The sequence below is a fragment of the Virgisporangium aliadipatigenens genome, from assembly GCF_016863615.1.
GTDB classification, from domain to species: Bacteria; Actinomycetota; Actinomycetes; order Mycobacteriales; family Micromonosporaceae; genus Virgisporangium; species Virgisporangium aliadipatigenens.
On sequence record NZ_BOPF01000002.1, the window covers coordinates 501,132 to 521,620 of the forward strand.

20 protein-coding genes are annotated in these 20,489 nt (G+C 71.9%); 8 read left to right on the top strand and 12 right to left on the bottom strand.

Translation table 11 applies throughout. The features are described from left to right. Positions 1 to 2 precede the first annotated feature (2 nt). Positions 3 to 416, bottom strand: a complete 414-nt coding sequence (locus tag Val02_RS02950; RefSeq protein ID WP_203897262.1) for a hypothetical protein — start codon at positions 414 to 416, stop codon at positions 3 to 5. A gap of 134 nt (positions 417 to 550) precedes the next feature. Here Val02_RS02950 and Val02_RS02955 point away from each other — a divergent pair, with 134 nt between their 5' ends. Beyond that, complete coding sequence (locus tag Val02_RS02955; protein WP_203897263.1) at positions 551 to 3,826, top strand: CHAT domain-containing protein; 3,276 nt, start codon at positions 551 to 553, stop codon at positions 3,824 to 3,826. Further along, positions 3,823 to 4,320, top strand: a complete 498-nt coding sequence (locus tag Val02_RS02960) for a hypothetical protein (RefSeq protein WP_203897264.1) — start codon at positions 3,823 to 3,825, stop codon at positions 4,318 to 4,320. Before Val02_RS02955 ends, Val02_RS02960 begins: the two co-directional genes overlap by 4 nt. On the opposite strand, the gene Val02_RS02965 is transcribed toward Val02_RS02960, so the two are convergent. The 3 genes from Val02_RS02965 to Val02_RS02975 are packed head-to-tail and all read right to left on the bottom strand — an operon-like array spanning position 4,317 to position 6,706. Further along, positions 4,317 to 4,940: a TenA family protein gene (locus Val02_RS02965; RefSeq protein WP_203897265.1), complete on the bottom strand. Its 624-nt coding sequence runs from the start codon at positions 4,938 to 4,940 to the stop codon at positions 4,317 to 4,319. The two genes, Val02_RS02960 and Val02_RS02965, sit on opposite strands and share 4 nt — an antisense overlap. Next, positions 4,937 to 5,548, bottom strand: a complete 612-nt coding sequence (locus Val02_RS02970) for a TenA family protein (protein WP_203897266.1) — start codon at positions 5,546 to 5,548, stop codon at positions 4,937 to 4,939. The genes Val02_RS02965 and Val02_RS02970 overlap by 4 nt, the downstream gene beginning before the upstream one ends. Positions 5,549 to 5,557: 9 nt before the next feature. Then, positions 5,558 to 6,706, bottom strand: a complete 1,149-nt coding sequence (locus Val02_RS02975) for an FAD-dependent monooxygenase (RefSeq protein ID WP_203897267.1) — start codon at positions 6,704 to 6,706, stop codon at positions 5,558 to 5,560. A gap of 71 nt (positions 6,707 to 6,777) precedes the next feature. Between Val02_RS02975 and Val02_RS02980 the strand changes: the two genes are divergently transcribed. After that, positions 6,778 to 7,734 carry a helix-turn-helix domain-containing protein gene (locus tag Val02_RS02980; protein WP_203897268.1) on the top strand — a complete coding sequence of 319 codons (957 nt, stop codon included), beginning with the start codon at positions 6,778 to 6,780 and terminating at the stop codon, positions 7,732 to 7,734. Between the two features lie 135 nt (positions 7,735 to 7,869). Then, entirely contained in the window at positions 7,870 to 8,046 is a 177-nt protein-coding gene (locus Val02_RS02985) for a dihydrofolate reductase family protein (protein ID WP_203897269.1), read from the top strand. On the opposite strand, the gene Val02_RS02990 is transcribed toward Val02_RS02985, so the two are convergent. Then, entirely contained in the window at positions 8,033 to 8,515 is a 483-nt protein-coding gene (locus tag Val02_RS02990; protein WP_203897270.1) for a MarR family winged helix-turn-helix transcriptional regulator, read from the bottom strand. The genes Val02_RS02985 and Val02_RS02990 overlap by 14 nt on opposite strands. Positions 8,516 to 8,606: 91 nt before the next feature. On the opposite strand from Val02_RS02990, the gene Val02_RS02995 reads away from it, so the two are divergent. Further along, positions 8,607 to 9,551, top strand: coding sequence for an alpha/beta fold hydrolase (locus tag Val02_RS02995; protein ID WP_239151777.1), 945 nt, complete (start codon positions 8,607 to 8,609; stop codon positions 9,549 to 9,551). Between the two features lie 41 nt (positions 9,552 to 9,592). On the opposite strand, the gene Val02_RS03000 is transcribed toward Val02_RS02995, so the two are convergent. From Val02_RS03000 to Val02_RS03025, 6 genes are read right to left on the bottom strand one after another with little or no spacing between them, the layout of a single operon-like run. Further along, positions 9,593 to 10,570 (bottom strand): cyclase family protein, encoded by a 978-nt coding sequence (locus Val02_RS03000; protein WP_203897271.1) that lies wholly within the window; start codon positions 10,568 to 10,570, stop codon positions 9,593 to 9,595. After that, the gene (locus tag Val02_RS03005) at positions 10,567 to 11,718 is read right to left on the bottom strand and encodes an alpha/beta hydrolase family protein (RefSeq protein WP_203897272.1); all 1,152 of its coding nucleotides are present in this window, start codon (positions 11,716 to 11,718) and stop codon (positions 10,567 to 10,569) included. The genes Val02_RS03000 and Val02_RS03005 overlap by 4 nt, the downstream gene beginning before the upstream one ends. 11 nt (positions 11,719 to 11,729) lie before the next feature. Next, a complete protein-coding gene (locus tag Val02_RS03010) occupies positions 11,730 to 12,449 on the bottom strand; it encodes an SDR family NAD(P)-dependent oxidoreductase (protein ID WP_203897273.1) in 720 nt (239 codons plus the stop codon). Next, positions 12,446 to 13,447: a fumarylacetoacetate hydrolase family protein gene (locus tag Val02_RS03015; RefSeq protein ID WP_203897274.1), complete on the bottom strand. Its 1,002-nt coding sequence runs from the start codon at positions 13,445 to 13,447 to the stop codon at positions 12,446 to 12,448. Before Val02_RS03015 ends, Val02_RS03010 begins: the two co-directional genes overlap by 4 nt. Next, a complete protein-coding gene (locus Val02_RS03020) occupies positions 13,447 to 14,385 on the bottom strand; it encodes a VOC family protein (protein ID WP_203897275.1) in 939 nt (312 codons plus the stop codon). The genes Val02_RS03015 and Val02_RS03020 overlap by 1 nt, the downstream gene beginning before the upstream one ends. Positions 14,386 to 14,403: 18 nt before the next feature. Continuing rightward, on the bottom strand, positions 14,404 to 15,534 hold the full coding sequence (locus Val02_RS03025) for an FAD-dependent monooxygenase (protein WP_203897276.1): 1,131 nt from the start codon (positions 15,532 to 15,534) through the stop codon (positions 14,404 to 14,406). Between the two features lie 115 nt (positions 15,535 to 15,649). Here Val02_RS03025 and Val02_RS03030 point away from each other — a divergent pair, with 115 nt between their 5' ends. The 3 genes from Val02_RS03030 (at position 15,650) to Val02_RS03040 (ending at position 18,774) form a co-directional block, all read left to right on the top strand. Then, positions 15,650 to 16,615 (top strand): LysR family transcriptional regulator, encoded by a 966-nt coding sequence (locus Val02_RS03030; RefSeq protein WP_203897277.1) that lies wholly within the window; start codon positions 15,650 to 15,652, stop codon positions 16,613 to 16,615. Positions 16,616 to 16,761: 146 nt separating this feature from the next. After that, entirely contained in the window at positions 16,762 to 18,021 is a 1,260-nt protein-coding gene (locus tag Val02_RS03035) for an MFS transporter (RefSeq protein ID WP_203897278.1), read from the top strand. A 27-nt stretch (positions 18,022 to 18,048) separates the two neighbouring features. After that, positions 18,049 to 18,774, top strand: a complete 726-nt coding sequence (locus Val02_RS03040; RefSeq protein WP_203897279.1) for a hypothetical protein — start codon at positions 18,049 to 18,051, stop codon at positions 18,772 to 18,774. A 66-nt stretch (positions 18,775 to 18,840) separates the two neighbouring features. On the opposite strand, the gene Val02_RS03045 is transcribed toward Val02_RS03040, so the two are convergent. Further along, on the bottom strand, positions 18,841 to 20,412 hold the full coding sequence (locus tag Val02_RS03045; protein WP_203897280.1) for a S8 family serine peptidase: 1,572 nt from the start codon (positions 20,410 to 20,412) through the stop codon (positions 18,841 to 18,843). Between the last annotated feature and the right edge of the window lie 77 nt (positions 20,413 to 20,489).

The following is a 20,489-nucleotide window of genomic DNA, read 5'->3' on the forward strand; positions in this document are numbered from 1 at the left end:
GGCTATCGGTACGGGTCCAGTCCGGCGCTGCGGAACACGTTGATCGTCGAGTCGAGCCTCGATCGGAGATCGGCGTATCCGTTGGCGTCGACGACCGCCTCCGCCTCGCGGAGGAATTCGCCCCGGTCGTTTATCAACGGATGGAACGCGAGCCCCACGAGCACTTCGGCGATCCGGCGCGGATCGTCGAGTTGTCGGCGAAATGACAGTTCGCGTATCAGTGCCGGACCGGACCGCCCGGCGTCTGCCGCATTCCACCAGGCGACCGCCTCGGCCTGCGCGCACGCCGCCGCGAGATGGGTGTTTCCGTGCTGCTCAGCGAGTTCGCCGGCCTGTTTGTAGGCTGCCGCCGCCCCTCGGTGATCGCCCGATCGTTCGCAGGCTGCGGCGAGTGTGATGAATCGTTCGGTGTCCACGAGAATCTCATTTCCCCCGGTTTCCGCCGGCGCATAATAACGCGGTGGAATCGGTGCCGCCCCCGCCGTGTCGGCGATGCGGGGCAACGGTCGCGGCGTTCGGGCCGTGCGGGCCGGTTCGGGCGCTGCCGTTGATGCACGCGCCGACACTGCGGCTGTTTCTGGCCCGCGAATTGGAGGACTCCGAGTGTCCCGGCTGCGGCCAGTTGCTCGGCATCCCGCCCAGCCTCATCGTCGGCTTCGCGCGCGGGCCGGGTCTGGCCTACGTGGGCCCGGCGATGCTCGGTACGGCTGAGCAGTTCCTGCGGCTCGCGGAGAGCTACTGCCTGATCCTCGGTGCCACGGACTCGCTCGACGACCTGCATCGCAAGGTCCGTGAACGGTTGGCACCGGCCTACGAGACGGTCCGGACCATCGCGGCCCTGCCCAGCCGAGCGGCCGTCCGGGACCTGGTCGACCTGCGTCGCGCCGAGTTCGCGACCGATGTGTTCGCCGTGGCGATCGCCGAAGGCTGTCCGGAGCGTGGGGCGCCCCTGCTCGTCGAAGCCCAGGCCCATTGGCTGTTCGGCGTCGCCGCCGATCCGGGTCTCGTTTCGTTGGAACGTTCCCTCCAAACGGCTGTCTGGGGTGACACGGTCCTGCCCGGCGTGCCCGCGCTGCTGGCCGAACGGATCGGCACGGCGACCGGCCTGAGCACGCCGCAGGCGTACGCCCTGGACGCCGCGCTGGCCACCGCCTGTGCGGCAACGGGTGACCCCAACCCGCGCGCCGGGGAGTGGGCCGCCGCCTACGTCCGCTTCCGGCTGGACGCCTCCCCGGCGGAGCGCGACAGGTACACGCTGGCGGGTCCACGCCTGGCCGGCATCCTCGACGCCACCGCCCTGGGCGCCGCCCTCGACGGGCACGACGACGAGGCCACGATCCGCGCGGTGGCGGCCGAAGCCGGTCTGCCGGAAGCCGCCGAACCCGGACTGCGCACGCTGCGGCGGGAGAGGTACCGGCGCTCGGCGCGATCCGAGGAGCCCGCGGCCGACCTGGCGACCGCCGCACCGGCCCTGGTCCGCGACGGCGACGCCGACGGCGCACGCGCCCTGGCCGAACGGGTGCTGGCCGACGTCGACGACGCCGGGACCCGGATCGACACCCTGATCTGGCTCGGCCACGCCCTGCTCGACATGCTGCGACCCGCCGCGGCGCTGCGCGTTCTCGGCCGCACCCCGCAGGACTGGGAGGCGGCGGCCGGCACCGTCGAACGGATCCACCTGCGGGCGCTGCGGGCGCAGGCCGCGATCGAGGCGGAGCCGGGTCCGGCCGGCGAGAAGCAGGCGTTCGACATCCTCGACAGCATTCCGGCCCTCGACCCCGAACTGCGCCACGCCGGCGACCTGATCCGCTTCACCACACAGAAGAACCACCGCACGATCAGTCCGGAACTCGCCGTCGACCTCCTGCGCCCACTCCTGGCCGACGGCACCGACCCGGACCAGCGGACGCTGTTCGACTACGCGGCCGCGCTGGTCGACTGCGGGCGCCCGGGGGAGGCCCTGACGGCGATCGACGCCGCCTGCGCCGCCGGTGCGCCGGCCACACTGCCCCGCCAGGGACTGAACGCGCTGCGCGCCCGGGCCCTCGCGACGAGCGGGCAGCAGGCGGCGGCGTTCCACGTTCTCGACGACCTCCTCGCCGAAGAGACGATCGGTGCGCGAGCCCTGTTCGACGCCGCCGCGACGCTGATCGCCCTCAGGCGCGACGAGTGGCCGCGTCCCGTCGGCCAGCCGCTGGCCCTGCTCGGCCGGCTGAACCGGGCGGCGGAGGACGCCGTGCGCGAGGACGAACGGGCCGCCGCGATCCGGTGCTGGACGTGGATGGCGCTGACCGAGGAGGCGTTCGGGCTCGGTGAGTTCGCCGAGCACCACTGGATCCAGGTCGGCAAGCTCGCCCAACGGCACGGCTACTTCTACGATCCCGCGGCGCTGGCCTGGCTGGCGATGCACCGGTTCGGCGGCGGTGACGACGACAACGGCAGGGCCCTGCTGTACCAACTGCCGGCGGCACTGGCCATCCGGTTCGGGCACGTGCGTGATCTGGCCGCGAGTGTGCGGATGGCCGACCCGATCACCGAGCCGCTGGACCGCACCGCGGCGGCGCTCCTGGCGCGTTCCGAACCGCCGCTGCGCATCCTGCAGTCCGTCGCCGACCTGCGCCGCGGCCTGCTCGACCGGGCGCAGACGCTGCAGGGGCGTGGCCTGCCGCCGGAGGTTCGACGGATGCTCGGCGAGAACCTGCGTTACCCGCAACTGCCGCAGCCGCTGGTGGACTGGCGGGAGCGAATGGGTCAGCTCGGCGCGTTCGTCCTGCTCGACGACGAGCACCTGCGCCGCATCGCGCCGGCGAACGGTTCCGTGGTGGTCGTCGAGTGGGTCGACGAGGACACGGTGCTCGCCACGACCGTCACCGGTTCGGGCGCGGTCACCACGCGCGCGCTCCGGCCGGCCCCCGCGGACCTCGGCCCGGTCGCGCTCAGGATCAGCACCCGCCTGGCGAACTGGTGGCCGACCCGCCCCGGCGACCCCCTCGACATCCCCGGCTGGGCGGACGTGACCGACTGGTACCTCGACCAGGTCGGCGACGCCGCACACGTCGTGATCATCGAACCGCGGCACGCTCCCGGCCTGCCCTGGCACATGCTCGGGGAGTGGACCACGTCGTACGTGTCGAGCTGGGGCGTCCTGCTGGACCTCGCGAGCGCACCCGCGCGTGGCCCGATCGGAGCCCTGGGTGCCGTGGCGGTGCCGCGTGCCCACGAGGACACCGAGATCGTCACCGCGTTCGACGCCTCGATGGAGCGGTCCCGGCGCCTCGCCGACGACACCGGGCGGACGCTGTTCCGGCTGCGCGGGACGGCGGCCGACCGCGGCGCCGTCGACGCGCTGATGGCCTGCACGGATCTCGTGAAGCTGCTCTGCCACGGATACGTCTCGCGGACCGAACGGGACGTGTCGCTGATGCTCGCCGGCGACGGCGGGCTGCCGCTGGCGCACACCGTGGCCACCGCCAGCGAGGCCGGGCGCCGGCACCGGTTCGGCTGGCGGGACGCGCAGCATCTGGACCGCGCACCCGCGCTCGTCCTCACCGCCGCGTGCGAGGTCGGGCAGAGCCACGCCGCGCCGCACGGCGAACGGCTGGGCCTCTTCCGGGCGCTGCGGCACGCCGGCACCCGAAGCTTCGTGGCCCCCCGCTGGGAGGCGCTCGCCGATCGGGTGATACCCATCATCGACGACACGATCGCACTCGTTCTCTCCGGTGAACACTCGCTCGCCGGAGCGTTGGCCACGGCGTCCCGCCGGGCCGAGGCCCACCATCCCCGGTGGGTCGCCTGGACTCTCACTCTCGAAGGAGACTGGCGATGACGTTCGCGCGGTTCCTCGCCGACGGCGACTACGACGGCGAGACCGTCGTCCAGGCGTGCCGGTACCTGGTGGCGATCCAGTCCGACGACCTGCCGACCGATGAGATGCGGCGCGAACTCGCCGACGCGGACAGCGCCGTCGACGCCCTGTCCGCGGACGCCGTCCTGCTGGAGCAGGCCGCGTTGGCGACGCTGTCGATGGCCTGGCAGGGCGACGAGGGGCCGGCCGTCGTCAAGGGCGCCTTCGACGCCGCCCGGGGCAAGCTGCCGGTGATCGAGGTGGGCATCGTCGCGACGGCCGTCATGTACGGGCTGTACCTCGTGATCACCAAGGGCGTTCGCAGCGAACGCACCGTCGTGGAGAAGCGCGCCGACGGCTCCACCGTCGAACGCCGCGCCGTCGAGTACTTCGGCCCCGCCGGCCCCCTCCGCGCGATCACCGGCATCGTCAACCAGAACCAGGGCCCCCAGCAGCCCGGCGGCCCCGTCGTCTAACGGGCCTCGAAAGCGGCGGTGAAGAACGCCAGCTCCAGTTCCATCGCCCGCCGGTAGGCGGCCCGCACCCGCGGACTGTCCGGATCGGCGTGCCGATCCAGCAGCTCCTCCAGGGTGGCGGCGAGTGTCTCGAACCCCGGGTCGGCGTAGGTGTCGACCCATTCGGCGTAGCGGCCGTCGACCGGCCCGTCGGCGAGCCGTTGGCCGAGGTGGGCGTAGAGGCGCATGCAGGGTGTCATCGCGGCGCAGGTCAGGCCGACGCCGCCGAGCGCCGCCGTGGCGAGCAGGAAGTCGGTGTAGGCCGTCGTGGCGGGCGAGGCGGTGACCGCGGTCAGGTCGATGCCCCACCGCTCGGCGTACGAGGCGTGCAGGCGCAGTTCCGCGCGGACGCCGTCGAGCAGGTCCGTGAAGGAGTCCAGCGCCGCCCGATCCGGACTGTGCGCGATGGCCAGGGCATAACCTCGGGCGAACGACTCCAGGAAGAACGCGTCCTGCGCCACGTACCCGGCGAAGCGGTCCTGGGGGAGGGTGCCGTCGGCGATGCCGCGCACGAACGGGTGCGCCAGCGCGGCCTCGGCGAGTCCGGCGTTCTCCCGCCAGAGCGCATCGGCGAGCATCATGACGCCGGCTCCCACGCCATGTCCCAGAACGCGATCTCGGCCTCCACCACCGCGACGAAGTGCGGCTCGGCCGCGCCCCGGTCGGCTCCGGCCAACGCCTCGTCGGCGACGGTGGCCAGCTCGGTGACGTACGCGGCGAACTCCGGTGTCGTCCAGTGCGCCACGAAGTCCCGGTACGGCTCCGCACCCGGCGCCGCGAACGACCAGGCGTCCAGATACACCCGTTCCAGCGCCCACAGCGCGGTGAGCGCCTCCGGGACCGGCACGCCGTCGAGCCCGGTGAGCAGCCGGTCGTAGGCGGCCGTGGCGGGCAGCCGGGTCGCCGACAGGTCGAGCCCCTCTTCGACGGCGACCTTCTCGAACCAGGCGAGTTCGTCGACCAGCGCCGCCGCGCCCGCGACGAGGATCGCCTGCGCCGCGCGGGGCGCCCGGGCGAGCAGCCGGGACTGGAAACGCAGCAGGTCGCCGACGAAGAGGTAGTCCTGAACGAGCCACGTCCGGAACGCCGCTTCGGGAACCGTGCCCGCCGCCACCGCCGCCAGGAAGGGATGGCGGGTCGCGCGGTCCCATCCGGCCGCGTGCCGGGTCGGTAGATCCACAACTGACATGGGGCGACTCTATCGGCCGAGTCGATCCGGCCGGTGGGTGGCGACGGCCTTCAGGCGACGATTGGTGATGGCCGCCAACGCCGTTGCCCGGAGCCGGGCCGCGGGGCGGTTGGACGGCACGTAGATCTGCGACAGCAGACGAGCCCAGCGCTGATGGCTGCGCATGACCGGGCGCAGGTGCCGTTCGTAGTTGGCCAGTGCGGTGGGAATCGACCGCGGGTCGGCGGTCAGGGCGTCGCCCAGGGCCAGTGCGCCCTGCAGGCCGGTCGTCACGCCCATGGCACCGTATGCGGACATGCACCAGGCGGCGTCGCCGACCAGGACCACCCGGTCGCGGTGCCACGTGGGCATGCGCACCTGTTCTGCCGCGTCGACGATGAGGTCCGGGCGTCGGTTCAATTCGGCCAGGGCGTGCGCCACCGCCCCGCCGCCGTTCATGCCCTCGAAGCGGAGCGGGAGCCGGTCCGCCGGATCGGCCGCGAGTTCGTCACGCACCTTGCGGGTCCGGTAGAGAAAGAAGGCGGCCGGCGGCAGGTCGGCGAACGGGAGAATCCACAGTGCCCGTCGCGGCTGCACGGCCATGATCTGTTCGGCGGGACCGTACGAAGGGACCTGTTCGTCGAGCTGGAACGTCCACGACACGATGTGCATCGGGCGCAGGAAGCGCTCATCCGGGCCGAAGACCAGCCGGCGGACTGTCGATCGGATGCCGTCCGCCCCGACGACAAGGTAGAAGTTCTCGGTGTAATCGCGTTCCGCATCGTGCAGAGCGACCGACGCGCCGTCCACGCGGGCGTCGATGTGGACCGGTGTGGTGTCGAACCGGACCTCGACGCGGCCGTCGACGGCCGTCCACAACGCCGCTTCGACGTCGCCTCGCAGGAGAGCGTCGGGGTTTCCCGGCCGGTCGAGGAAGCCGGTGCTCGTGCTGCGGGTGCCATCCTCTCCGACGGCCACGGCTCGGTGGGACAGCGGCGTGCGAAGGTGCATGAGGTCGAGAACGCCGAGTTCCGCCGCAGCTTTCCGACCTTCCGCGAAGAGGCCGATGAAATGGCCGCCGGTCCTGCGCCGCGGCGCCCGCTCGACGATCACCGGTTCCCAGCCGGCCTTCAACAGACGTACGGCGGCCGACATTCCCGCCACGCCGAGACCGACCACGAGGGCTCGTCGTTTGTTTGACGGCACGGTGCCTTCTTCCTTTCGTGACGTGGTTTCAGGGGGCAGCACAGATGAGCTTCGGCGCCGTGGCCCGGCCCGACAAGAACGGCGTTGAAGGTACGTCCGGTAGAAGTAGGTTGTTGACGTTCGCCTACGGTGAGCGAATGACCATCGATGCGCCCAGCCTCGGCAGCTATTTGCGTGCGTTGCGCATGCGCGTCGCGCCGGAGAGCCTCGGCATGCCCACGGTGGGCCGCAAACGCCGGGTGCCCGGCCTGCGCCGTGAGGAGATCGCTCGCCTGGCCGGAGTCAGCGTCTCCTACTACACGAGTCTGGAGCAGGGCCGGGCCACGAACGCCTCACCGGAGGTACTGAGAGCTATCGCCCGCGCGCTGCACCTGGACGACGACGAGAAGAACCACCTGCTCGACCTGGTGGCCGGGCCGGGAGACCGGGCACCCGTTACCTGGCCGGCGCAGTGGCCCGACGCCTCGCTGACCGAACTGGTGGACGCCATGCCGGACGTGCCGGCCGTCGCGCACGATGCCGTCCTGGATCTGCTCGCATGGAACCGTCTGGGCCGGGCGCTCTACGCGCCCTATCACCGCGACGCGGAGACCCGGCCGAATCTCGCCCGGATGGTGTTTCTCGAACCGTGGTGCCGTGAGCTTTACGTCGACTGGCCGGCCAAAGCCGAGGCACTGGCCGGCGCCATACGCGCCGGGGTGGGGCGCGAGCCGAACAACGCGGCGCTGGCAGCCCTCGTCGCGGAACTGCGCGCGAGAAGCACGGACTTCGAGCGGCTGTGGTCCAGCCACTTCGTGCGTGTACCCGTGGTGGCGGAGACGGAGCTACGGCACCCCTGGGTGGGCCGGGTGACGGTGACTCAGCGGGCGCTCACCGGCGTCGGCACCACGGGGTGCTATTTCGTGTTGGCCACGGCCAAGCCCGGCTCCGAGTCCGCCGAGCGTCTCCGGCGGCTCGCCGACGAATCGTCCGGGCGGTGCGCGGCGGCGGGCCTAGAGTGAGCCCATGTCCAAGGTTCGGGTGCACAACTTCGCGGTGTCGCTGGACGGTTTCGCCACCGGCGAGGGACAGAGCCTGGAGGCGCCGTTCGGACACGCCGGTCTTCGTGCTGACCCACCATCCGCGGCCCCAGCACGGTGCGCCAGTTCCTCGAGGCGGATCTGGTCGACCATCTGCACGTGGTCCTCGTCCCGATCGTTCTCGGGCGCGGTGTGCGCCTCTGGGACGGGCTGGAGAGCCTGGAGAGCCGGTTCGCGGTCGAGTCGGTGACGAGCCCGAGCGGCGTCACCCATCTGACCTTCACTCGGCGATAGAGGACTGTTCGGCGGCGATCCAGCCCGGCGACTCCAGCCGGATGGTGTCGGCGCCGACGAACGCCGTGAGCAGTTCCTCGAGGCGGGCGAGTTCGTCGTCGCCGATGCGTTCCGCCCACGCCTTGCGCAGGTCGTCGAAGATCGCCTCGCCCTCGCGCATGACCCGGTGGCCGAGGTCCGTGACCCGCAGCCGCCTGCGCCGGCGATCGGCGGTGTCGTCCTCGACCGCCACCCAGCCGCGCTGCACGAGAACGGCGATCGTCTTGGCCGCGGCCTGTTTGCTGACCGACAGGGCCCGGCCCAGTTCGGACGCACTCTCGGCGCCGAGGTCGATCGCGCTCATCGCGTAGTGCAGCGACGGTCGAACGTCGTCGTGCCCGCGGTCGGCGAGTTCGCGCACGGCGGCGTCGACGAGCTTGCGGTAGCTGCCCAGGAGCAGCAGCGCGAGGTGGGGGCCGGGTCGGGTCACAGGGTTCAGCGTAGGGGGCGCCCTGGACAAGGACAACCTTGTTGTCTACCTTTACTCGACAACAAGGTTGTCCAATCCGAGGAGGTCTCCCGTGGACCCGACCTACCCGACTCCCGCGATCGCCGGGGTCACCCATCACACGGCCGCCGTCAACGGCACCGAGCTGCACTACGTCTCCGCCGGCGACGCCGGATCGCCGATCCTGCTGGTGCACGGCTTCCCGGAGAGCTGGTGGGCGTTTCACAAGGTCATCCCGTTGCTGGCCGAGCGGCACCGGGTCTTCGCCGTCGACCTGCGCGGCTTCGGGGACTCCTCGCACGCCGCGGGCGACTACGGCAGCGCCGTCGCAGCGGAGGACCTGCACCGGTTGATCGCCCACCTGGGCGTCGGGCCGGTGCATCTGACCGGGCAGGACATCAGCGGCGGCACGGTGTTCCGGCTGGCCGCCACGCACCCCGGGGACGTCGCCAGCCTCACGGCGATCGAGATGGGACTGGCCGGCTTCGGGCTCGAGGGCTTCGCCGACGTCACCAACGGCGGCTCGTGGCACATCGGCGTCCTGGCCGCGCCGGGGATCCCCGAACTGCTGCTCACCGGGCGGGAACGGGAGTTCCTGGGCGGATGGGCGTTCCCCGGGATGACGGCCGTGGCCGGGGCGATCACCGACGCGGACGTGACCGAGTTCGTCCGGGTCTACGCCCGCACCGACGGATGGCGCGGCGCGGCCGGGCTGTACGCGTCGATGCTCACCGAGGGGGAGGAACTGCGGGCGCTGGCGGCCGCGGCACCGCTGACCGTGCCGACGCTCGCGATCGGCGGGTTCGGCGGGCGGTTCACCGAGAACACCCTCAACCGGGTCTCCGCGGCGCCGGCGCGCAGCGTCCTGCTCGAAGGAGTCGGGCACTACGTGGCCCTCGAGGCGCCGGAGGCGTTGGCGGCGGCGCTCCTCGCGTTCGTCGCCGACGTCGACGGCGTCGCCGACGAGGACCACCCGACCGGTGTGCCGGGGAACGGCACCGTCCATAGTGGACGTTAGCCGACCGGTGCGATCCCGCACGGCGGCGCCGGGTTCGGCGGCTACTTGACGGCGATCGGGTTGACCGGGGCGCCGACCGCGCCGGTGACGGGTAGCGGCGCGGCGGTGAGCCAGAACTCGAAAACCCCGTCGGCGGCGCAGTCGGCGGCGAGCGCGTCGAGGTCCCACAGTTCGCCGAGAAACAGGCCGATGTGCGGGATCGCGACCTGGTGCAGCGGCTGGAACGCGCGGTCGAACTCGTTGGGCCGCACCTCGAAGCCCCACGTGTCGGTGGCGATGGCGGCGATCTCGGTGCGGTGCAGCCACTCGGCGGTGGTGAACGACAGGCCGGGCGCGGGACCGCCCGCGTAGTCGCCCCAGCCGTGCCCGGCGGCGACTCCCCGGCGGGCGCGGGTGAGTTGGCCGGTGCGCACGAGCACGATGTCGCCACGGCCGATCGCGACACCGTGCGCGTGTGCGGTTTCGGTCAGGTGTTGCTCGGTGACGGCGAACCCGTCGGGCAGGTCGCCGTCACCGCCGTGTACCCGGCCGACGTCGAGGAGCACGCCGCGGCCGGCGATGACGTCGGCGACGGTCTCGATTCCGGTGACCGTGTCGCCGAGGCTGGTGACCACCTCGCCGGCGGGGCGGCCGTTCCAGGCGGCCCCGTGGTCGAAGATGTGGCCGAGGCCGTCCCACTGGGTGGAGCACTGCAACGGCATCGCGATGACGTCGTCGGCGCCGCCGAGCCCGTGCGGGAAGCCCTGGACGCCGGCCGCCGCGTCGGTGCCGGTGTCGAGCATGGTGTGCACCGGGTTGGTGCGCCGCCGCCAGCCCTTCTGCGGGCCGTCGCCGTCGAAGCGTTGCGACAGCGAGAAGGAGACGCCGCGTCGCACGAGGGCGGCCCCTTCGCGGCGCTTCTCCTCGGTCAGGAAGTTCATGGTGCCGCGTACGTCCTCGGCGCCCCATCGGCCCCAGTTGGAGCACCGCTTCGCCGCCTCGCGGATCGCGCCCTCGGGGTCGGTCCGGTCGAGGGTCATGCCTTCTCCTGGAACGTGTCGGCGATCCAGTCGGCGATGTAGGTGGCGACGTGCGGCAGGTGGTCGAGTCCGATGTGCTCGGTGCCGCCCTCGGCCGGCGTGAACACCCGCAGGTCCCGCTTGGGGCTGTTGACGGCCTGTTCGTACGAACGGTGGGCGTAGCGCAGCGGGATCTGGCGGTCGTTCTCGCCGTGGGCGATGAGGAACGGCACGGTGATGTGTTCGACGACACCGTCGAGGTTGACCGCTTCGGCCTTCTTCACGAACGTGTCGATGTCGCTCTCGCCCCACACCCACAGCACGTGGTCCCAGTAGTGCGGTACCGGGTTCTCGCCCTCGCGTTCGAGCCGGCGCTTCTGTACCGCACCCCAGTCGTGGTTGGCGCCCCAGGCGACGCAGAGCGCCAGCCGCTTCTCGAACGCCGCCGCACGGGGCGCGTAGTAGCCGCCGAGGGACCAGCCGACGAGGCCGATGCGCGCCGGGTCCACGTCGTCGCGACCCAGCAGACGGTCGACGCAGGCGGCGGCCCACTGTTCGGTCTCGACGCGGGCGGTGAGACCCTGCAGGCGCAACGCCTCGCCGCTGCCGGGGCAGTCGACCATCAGCGTGGAGATGCCCCGGGCCGCCAACTCCTGCGGGAACCCCGACACGTACATGTGTTCCTTGGTGGAGTCGAGCCCGTTCCACAGGACGATGCACGGACGGGGCCCGTCACCGGGTGCGGCCATGAAGTACGCCGGCAGCTGCGTTCCCTCGAACGGCACGCTCACCCGCGTGGTCGCCGGCCGCAGGTACCGGAACGCCTTGGCGGCCAGCTCGAGGCAGCGCCGGTACACGGCGACGCGGTCGGCGGAGTGCGCGCTCTGCATCCGTTCGGCCTGCGTCAGATAATTTGTCGCGCGGAAATATTTCTGCCCGGCGGCCCGGTGGTGTCCGGCCCGTTCGTCCGCGGCGGCCGACACTTCGAGGTCGTCGACGACGGCGGTCCAGGCCGCCATGAACTGTGCGGTGCCGACGTCGGAGCCCTGCGCGGCGAGCTCGCGGATCGGCCGGCAGGCGCGGTCGACCTCGTCGATCAGGCCGCCGCTGTTGAGCGCGGCGACCACGCTGAGGTTCCACACGTAGTTGCCGGGGAAGTACTCGAACACTGCGGTGCCTCTCAGGTACGGCCCGGCGGGCGATAGGTGGGACGCAGGGCATCGGAGACGGGCTTGGCCCCGCCGTGGGAGGCGGCTCCGCCGTCGACGGCGATCTCGGCCCCGGAGACGAACGACGCGCCGTCGCCGAGCAGGAACACCACGACGGCGGCGACCTCGTCGGGCGTTCCGGCGCGGCCCAGCGGTGCGGCGGCGACCCCGGCCTCGCGCATGGCGGACGCGCCGGCCGTCATCGGGGTGTCGATCAGGCCGGGGTGCACGATGTTGACCCGGATGCCGCGCGGTCCCAGTTCGAGGCAGGCGGTGTGGGTCAGGCCGCGCAGCGCCCATTTGCTGGCGGTGTAGGCGACCGGACAGTGGCCCTGCGACGCGGCGAGCGAACCGATGTTCACGATCGACGCGCCGGCCGGCATCAGCGGGCCGAGCGCCTGGATGCCCAGCAGCGGGCCGAGCACGTTGACCGCCTGCACGTCGGTGAACGCCGCCGCGCTCACGTCGCCCAGCCGGGCCCGCCAGGTCACCCCGGCGCAGTTCACCAGACCATGGATTGTCGTCAGTCCGGCGGCGAGGGAGCCCCACGCGGACTCCTCGCGCACGTCGAAGCGGGGCAGGTCGAGTCCGACGGGATCGCCGCCCGCGGCGCGCACGGCCGTGACGACCGCGGCACCGATGCCGGAGGCGGCGCCGGTGACGACGACCGTGCGCCCGGCGAGGGCACTCACCGGGCTGGCCCGGAAAGCGGTGCGGCTCCGGAAAGCCTTGCGGCAGCGGGGTCGCGGCGGCGCACCGGCGGCAGGTCGGGTGCGGGCGCGGCCGCCGTGACCCGGTTGGTGAGGCTGCCGATGCCCTGCACCGTCAGCGTCACCTCGTCGCCGTCGCGCAGCGGCGGCGGATCGGTGCGGCCGCGACGCCCCCACAGTTCGGCGAGGCAGCCGCCGTTGCCGACCGTCCCCGACGCGAGCACGTCGCCGGCCTCGACCCGGCTGTCGCGGGAGGCGTAGGCGACGAGACTCTCGAACGTCCAGCCCATGTTGGACAACAGGTCCCGGCCGACCTCGACGCCGTTGACCGAGGCCGTGCACCACAGGTCGAGGAAACCGTCGGCGTCGCGGTGCGGCTCGAGCTCGTCGGCGGTGACGATCCACGGGCCGATCGTGGTGGCGAAGTCCTTGCCCTTGGCCGGTCCGAGCCCCACCCGCATCTCGCGACGCTGGAGATCGCGGGCCGACCAGTCGTTGAACACCGTGTAGCCGAAGACCGCGTCGCGCGCCTGCGCCGCCGTCAGGCTGGTGCCGCCGCCGCCCAGCACCACCGCGACCTCCAGTTCGAAGTCGCGGTCGGCGCACCGGGCCGGGAAGGCCACGTCGTCGCCCGGCCCGTGCAGCGTGTGCGGATTGGTGAAATAGAACGTCGGCGCCTCGTACCAGGCGTCGGGCACCCCGCCCGCGCCGTCGACGCTTCGGCGCACACCCTCGACGTGTTCCTCGAAGGCGACGAAGTCGCGAATGCTCGCCGGGGTGAGCGGTGGCCGGAGTCGGACCGCGTCTAGCGCCACGCCGTCGGAGGCGTCGAGAGCCTCGGCGCCGAGACGTAGCGCGGCCTCCGGACCGAGCGTCACGACCGCGCGCAGGTCCACATTTCGCGGGAACGGGTGGACGCGCCCGTCGGCGACGACGCCGGAGCGCTCGATGTCGCCGAGCCGGTAGGTGGCGAACCGCATCAGACCGGCGGTGCGACGAAGACGCCGCGGTCGGGGTCGTTGAAGGACTGCTTGGCGACGAACTCGCTCATCGGGTTCGCGGTTCCCCACTGGTCGGCGACCTCGGGTTCGGAGAGGTCGTAGAGGTGCGGATGCCAGGTGTCCTCGTCGAGTTCCTCCAACTCGGTGGTGTATTCGACGGTGTTGCCGTGCGGGTCGAGGAAGTAGGAGAACGTGTTGTTGCCGGCCATGTGCCGCCCCGGCCCCCACACCTTCTCGACCCCGGCGCGCAGCAGCCGCCCGGTGCCGCGCATGTATTCGTCGATGCCCCGCATCTCGAACGAGGCGTGGTGCAGCGACACGTGCGGCCCACGGGCGACGGCGAGGCTGTGGTGATAGCGGTTGGTGCGCAGGAACCACATCACCGAGCCCATGTGCGGGGAGGCGAGTGTGTCCGACAGCGCGAAGTGGAGGTGCTTCTCGTAGAAGGCGACGGTTGCCTCGGGGTTCGGTGCGTTGATGACGACGTGCGACAGCTTCACCGGGATCGACTCGCCCTCCTCGACCCGGCGGTGCGCACGTACGGCCACATCGCTGGAGACCTCGACCGTGCGCCCGTCGTTGTCGAAGAAGCGGAACCCGTAGCCACCACCGGGTGTGCGCAGCGAACCGGGCTCGGTGACCAGCCGTACGCCCGCGGTGCCGAGTCGCGCGGCCAGCGCGTCCACATCGGCCGGTGACGCCGCCCCGAACGCGATCAGGTCGAGGCGCTTCTCCGGCGCTCTGCGCAGCCGAACGGAGTACTGCTCGGGCGAGCCCTCGGCCGCCAGGAAGGCGATGCCGTCGTCGGTCGTCTCCGGCGAGAGGCCCCACGTGGAGGTGTAGAAGTCGAGTTGTTTGTCGAAGTCGGGCACGGCGAGGTCGACGTGGCGAAGATGGGTGATGAGGCGTTCGTCCATGGTGCGCGTTCCTCAGGCTCAGGCGGGTTCGGAAAGCATGTGCGTGGTGCGGGCCAGCAGGCCGGGCACGTCGCCGCGTTCCCGGTCGAGCAGCCACCGCGCCAGTTGCAGCGAGGCGTCGACGACGGCGCGGGCCCGGTCGTGGCGCCGATCGGCGTAGGCGCCCAGCAGGTCGTCGGTGACGGTGTCGTGGGCGATGAGAAGTTCGGCGAGGACGGCGGCGTCCTCGAGCGCCTGGGCCGCGCCCTGGGCGAGCGTGGGCGGGCAGGAGTGGGCGGCGTCGCCGACGAGGACGACCCGGCCGCGGTGCCACGGCGTGGGCACGACATGGCTTTCGAACCGGGCGTAGTTGACGGTGTGCGCGTCGACCAACACACTGCGGATCTCGTCCCACGGGCCGTGATACGCCTCGGACAGGCGGCGCATCACGGCGAGGCGTTCGGCCGCGGTGAGGTCGCTGCGATCCTGTACGTCCTCCACGATGTAGGCGTACAGCGAGTTGTCCCCGGTGGGGCAGTAGCCGGCGATGTAGCAGGGGCCGCCGTAGTACAGGTCGGTGCGGGTGACGCTCGCGGGTCGGGAGGTGTAGGCGCGCCAGATTCCCATGCCGGTCGGTGCGGGTTCGCAGTCGATGCCGATGGCGCGCCGGGTCCAGGAACGGATTCCGTCGGCCCCGACGACGAGGTCGTAGCGCCGGCGCGAGCCGTCGGCGAAGGTGACGTCGACGCCGGTGCCGTCCTGGTGAAGCGTGGCCGGCGACGTACCGAAGCGGATCTTGGCGCCGGCTGCGGCGGCCCGCGCGTGCAGGATCCGCGCGAGGACGGGGCGCGGCATGCCGACGGTGGCGGGCAGGTCGGGTCCGCCGGTGCGCACGTCGTCGAGCGAGGCGATCAGCGTGCCGTTCGGATCGGGGGCGCGCAGCCCCAGGGTGTCGAACGCATAGCCGTTGGCGAGCACCTCGTCCCAGACGCCGAGCCGGCGCAGGACCCGCAGGGCATTGCCCTGCAGCGTGATGCCGGACCCGACGGCGCTCGCGTCCGGTTTGATGTCGACGAGGTCGACGGAGACGCCGGCCTCGGCGAGGAGAACGGCGGTGGCCGTACCGGCAGCGCCGCCGCCGCTCACGAGCACGCTGTCGACTGCGGGCATGGCGCGTTTCTCCCTCGTCGCGGGGGTGTGACACGGCCCACTGTCTCGGACAGCGGCGGTATTCGGGAAGAGCGACTTGCCGATGCCAGCTATCCACGGTGCTTATGGTGAACGGATGGGCTTCGACCGCGTCCTCGGCAACCTGGACCTCAACCTGCTCGTGACGCTGGACGCGCTGCTGCGCGAGCGCAACGTCACCCGCGCCGCGGAACAGCTCGGCTCCAGCCAGCCGGCGGTCAGCGCCGCCCTCGCCAGACTGCGCCGGCACTTCGGCGACGAACTGCTGCACCGCGCCGGCAACCGTTACGAGCTGACGCCGCTGGCGGTCCAACTCGCCGTGCGTACCGCGCCCGCGTTGGCCGGGGTGCGCCGGGTCTTCGACACGAGCAGCCAGTTCGATCCGTCCACTGTGGAGCGCGAGTTCACGGTCGTCGTCTCCGACTACGCGGCCGCGGTCCTCGGGCCGGTCGCCGCACGGCTGATGAGCGAACGGGCCCCCGGCGCGCGGCTGCGTCTGCAACAGACCACCCCGCACGCCGTCGACCACGCCGACGAGACCCTGCGCGCCACCGACGGGCTCGTGCTGCCGCACGGGTTCCTCGCCGACATCCCGCACACCGACCTGTACGAGGACCGGTGGGTGTGCGTCGTCGCCACCGACAGCCCGGCCGCGTCGGCCGACCTCACCCTCGGACAGCTCGCGGACCTGGCGTGGGTGGCGCTCTACCACCGGCCGACCGCGTTCGCGCCGGCGTTGCAGCAACTGCGCATGCTCGGCGTCGAACCGCGGGTGGAGATCGTCGTCGACAACTTCCTGCCGATGCCGTTCCTCGTCGCGGGAACCGACCGTGTCGCGTTGATGCAGGAACGCCTCGCCCGCCGGGTGGCCGACGCCGCCGGGATCCGGGTGATGGCGTGCCCGTTCGAGGCGGTGCCGGTGGCCGAGGCGTTCTGGTGGCATCCGATGTACCGGGCCGATCCGGCGCACGTCTGGTTGCGGGAACTGTTCGCCGAGGCGGGCCGCACCCTGGATCCGGACGCGGGGGTATCCGGCACGCTGATGACGGGTATCGGCGGTTGACCCCTTCCGCCGTCGGGTCGGCGCGCCCATAGTCGGCGCATGTGACGCCCGCCGCCCCGGCGTCATCCACCCACGGCTGTTCCCTCGGCCGGCCGGGCATCGCGTGCCACGGCCGGGGCTGACGCCGTTCCCCGAAAGGCACCAGCATGTCCGAGACGACCTCGCCCCCGGCGCCCGACGTGGAGTCCACCGCGACCGACGGACGGCGCGCGGGCCCGGCGCAGCTCATCCTCCTGCTCGCCGGCAGCTGCATGTCGGTGCTCGGCGCCGTGCTCCTCGCGCCCGTCCTGCCGGCGATGAACGACCACTTCGCCGCGGTGTCCGGGGTGGACGTTCTGGTGCCGGTGGTCCTGACGGTGCCGGCGCTGCTGATCGGGCTGGCGGCGCCGTTCGCCGGCCTGGTCGTCGACGCCGTCGACCGCAAGCGGCTGCTCATCGCGGCGATGGTGGCGTACTCGGTGTTCGGGACCGCGCCGCTGTACCTGGACTCGCTCGGGGCCATCATCGCCAGCCGGGTTGCGGTCGGTGTGTGCGAGGCCGCCATCATGACGTGTTGCACCACGCTGATCGCCGACTACTGGTCGGGTGCGCGGCGCAGCCGGTATCTCGGCCTGCAGACACTGGTGGCGTCGGTGTCGGCCACGGTCTTCCTCGGCCTCGGCGGCGCGCTCGGCGCGGCCGGATGGCGCACGCCGTTCTGGTTGTACACCGTCGCCGCCCTTGTGGCCGTGCCGATGGCGCTGCTGTTGTGGCAGCCCGTCCGGGAGTCCACCTCGGACGGTCCCGGGAAACTGTCCACTTCGGACGGTGGGCGGCGGTTGCCGCCGGTGCCGTGGCGGCAGCTGTCCGTGCCGCTGCTCGTGACGCTCGTCGGTGGGGTGGTGTTCTACGCGCTGATCGTGCAGTTGGCGTTCCTGCTCGACGGCGCCGGGGTCACCGATCCGGCCACGGTCGGCGCGCTCAGCGCGCTGATGTCGCTGGCGACCGCCGTGGCGGCCGGGTCGTTCGCCTGGCTGTCACGGCACAGCCCGCGCGTGCTGCTGCCGGTGGCGTTCGGGGTATCGGCGGTGGGCCTGGTGGTGGTGTCGGCCACCGGTGCGGTGCCGGTCATCACCGTGGGAGCCGTGCTGACCGGTGCCGGTACGGGGCTGCTGCTGCCGACGCTGCTGACCTGGGCGGTCAACCGGCTGTCGTTCGCACAGCGCGGGCGCGGCACCGGACTGTGGACGGGCGCGCTGTTCCTCGGCGAGTTCCTTTCGCCGGTGTTGATCGGCGGCGTCGGCGCGGGCATCGGTGGACTGCGGCCCGCGATCGGAGTCGTCGCAGCGGTGTCGGCGGTGCTCGCGCTCGCCACCGCACTGCTGGTGCCGCGCACGGCCGGCCGGCTGGACGCCACCGACTCCTGAGACCGGCGCCGGCGGTAAGGTCCCGTCGTGGAGTTCGTGACCCGTTCTGACCGGCCGGACCTGCGGGAGATGGCAGCAGTCGTGTTCAAGGAACGCTGGCCCGAGTTCATCTTCCACGACGAGGTCCCGAAGAAGTACATGGACCGGGTCGAGCAGCACTTCAGGCATTTCGACATCATGGTGCTCGACGGTGGCTCGGTGGTCGCCGGCGGCTGGGGAGTGCCGATCCCGTGGGACGGCACCGCCGAAGACCTGCCCTCAGGCTATGACGGGGCACTGGTGCGAGCCGTCGAGGCCCACGAAGCCGCTGTCCCCGCCACAACCCTCGCCTTCATGGCCGCCGCTGTCGGAGCGTCGCACGACAAGCGTGGTCTGGCCACCGCCGTCCTCCAGGAGTTGACGCGCCGAGCCCGGAACGCCGGCCTTGCGCACATCGTCGCCCCACTGCGGCCGACCTGGAAACACCGGTACCCCATGGTGCCCATGGACGAGTACACCACCTGGACCCGATCGGACGGACTGTCCATCGATCCCTGGATCCGCACCCACCAGCGGATGGGTGCCCGGGTGCTCGGCACGGCGCCACGCTCGATGGTCATCGAGGGAACCGTTGCCGAATGGGAGTCCTGGACCGGAATGATCTTTCCCGTCACGCGGGAGTACGTCGTTCCCGATGCGCTCAATCTCGTCCGGATCGACCGCGAACTGGACCGTGGCACCTACGTCGAGGAAAACCTGTGGGTGCAGCACTGAACCGGCGCCGAGGGAGGCTGGTCCGCTCCGGACCGTCCCCTCGGCGCCGGTGATCCGCCCGCCCGTTCAGCCCCACACGGAGGCGGACCAGCTCTCTCCTGACCAGCTCAGTCCTGACCACGACAGCCCCGACCAGGACAATCCCGACCAGGACAGCCCCGACCAGGACAGTCCCGACCAGCTCAAGCCGGACCAGGACAGTCCCGACCAGCTGAGACCGGACCATGACAGGCCGGACCAGCTCAGGCCGGACCAGGACAGACCGGACCAGGAGAGTCCCGAGAACGCTTCGGCCGTGCCGCTGAGCGCCCAACCGTCCCCGGTGAGCCCGTAGCCCATCCACTGGCCGCCCACCCAGGCCGTGCCGGCGTTGCTGCGGGCCGCCCAGGTCGCCGCGTCGAACGGGCCGAGAATGTGCCGTTCGCCGGTCAGTTCGATCCCGTTGATCGCGATGTGCACGCTGCCGCGGGCCGCCTCCAGAGAGCCGAGGCCGGTCGAGGGCGCCCACGCCTGCGCGGCGCCCCGGGGGGAGAGAGTCAGTGCGCGGGTGAGGTTGAGTTCGCCGGCTCCGGCGCCGTCGACGTCGGCTCGCGGCAGCTTCCGGGCGGAGTCGACGAGGAGCTGCTTGACCTGGTCCGGAGTCAGGTCGGGGCGACGCTGCAGAAGCAGGGCGACCGCGCCGGAGACCACCGCGGCGGCCTGTGAGGTGCCGCTGCCCTTGGTGTAGTTCGCGCCGACCCGTGCCGTCGCGTACATCTCGTCGACGTAGCTGCCCGGATTGCGCAGCGACACCATCGACCGGCCGGGGGCCACCAGGTCGACGCGGCGCGCATCGGTGCCACGGCTGCTGAACTCGGCGATCCGGTCGTCCGCGGTCCTGAGGGTCCCGGCGGGGTCGGCGGCGCCGACGGCGATCACGAACGGGTCGGTGGCGGGGTTCGCCAGCGGGCTGCCGACGCCGCCGTTGCCGCCGGCGACCACGACGACGATCCCGGCCCGCCAGGCGTTCTCGACGGCGTGGGTGAGCGGGTCGCTGCGGTAGTCCTGCGTGCCGTCGGTGCCGTAGGAGAGGTTGAGCACCCGGACGGGGTGTGCCGGGTCGTCGTTGCGGTGCGCCACGACCCAGTCGACCGCCGCGATGACCTGGGACACGTCGGCGATGCCGGCCGCTGCGCCGACCTTGACGGAGGTGAGGGTCGCGCCGGGGGCGACACCGGTGAAGCCGCTGCCGTCGCGCGCGGGCGTTCCCGCGATGATCCCGGCGAGGTGCGTGCCGTGACCGAACGTGTCGCGGTGGAGCAACTGCGGCGCCTGGCTGTCCAACGACAGGTCGGGGCCCTCGACGATCCGGGTCCGGCGCAGGCCCTCGACCGGCACCACTCCGGTGTCGACAAGTGCCACGCCGACGCCGGAGCCGTCGGTGCCGGAACGCTGCAGCCCGTCCGCGCCGATGATCTGGTTGACCTGCGACATCGTGACCGCCGAGTCGTCGAACCGCCATCGGGCGTCGCCGTGGCCCCGGGGGGCGGCCGCGGCCGGCTCGGTGACGAGGGTCGAGGCGGCGACGCCGAGCGCGACGGCCAGGGTGGCGGTGAGTACCGGGGCGAACCGTCGTCCCGGCCCTGCTGTACGGATCATGTGTGACCTCCTTGCTTCGTGACCCACAATCAGCAAGCACCTACCGAGAGTGAGAAGTCTTGGTGGGGCTTGGCCGA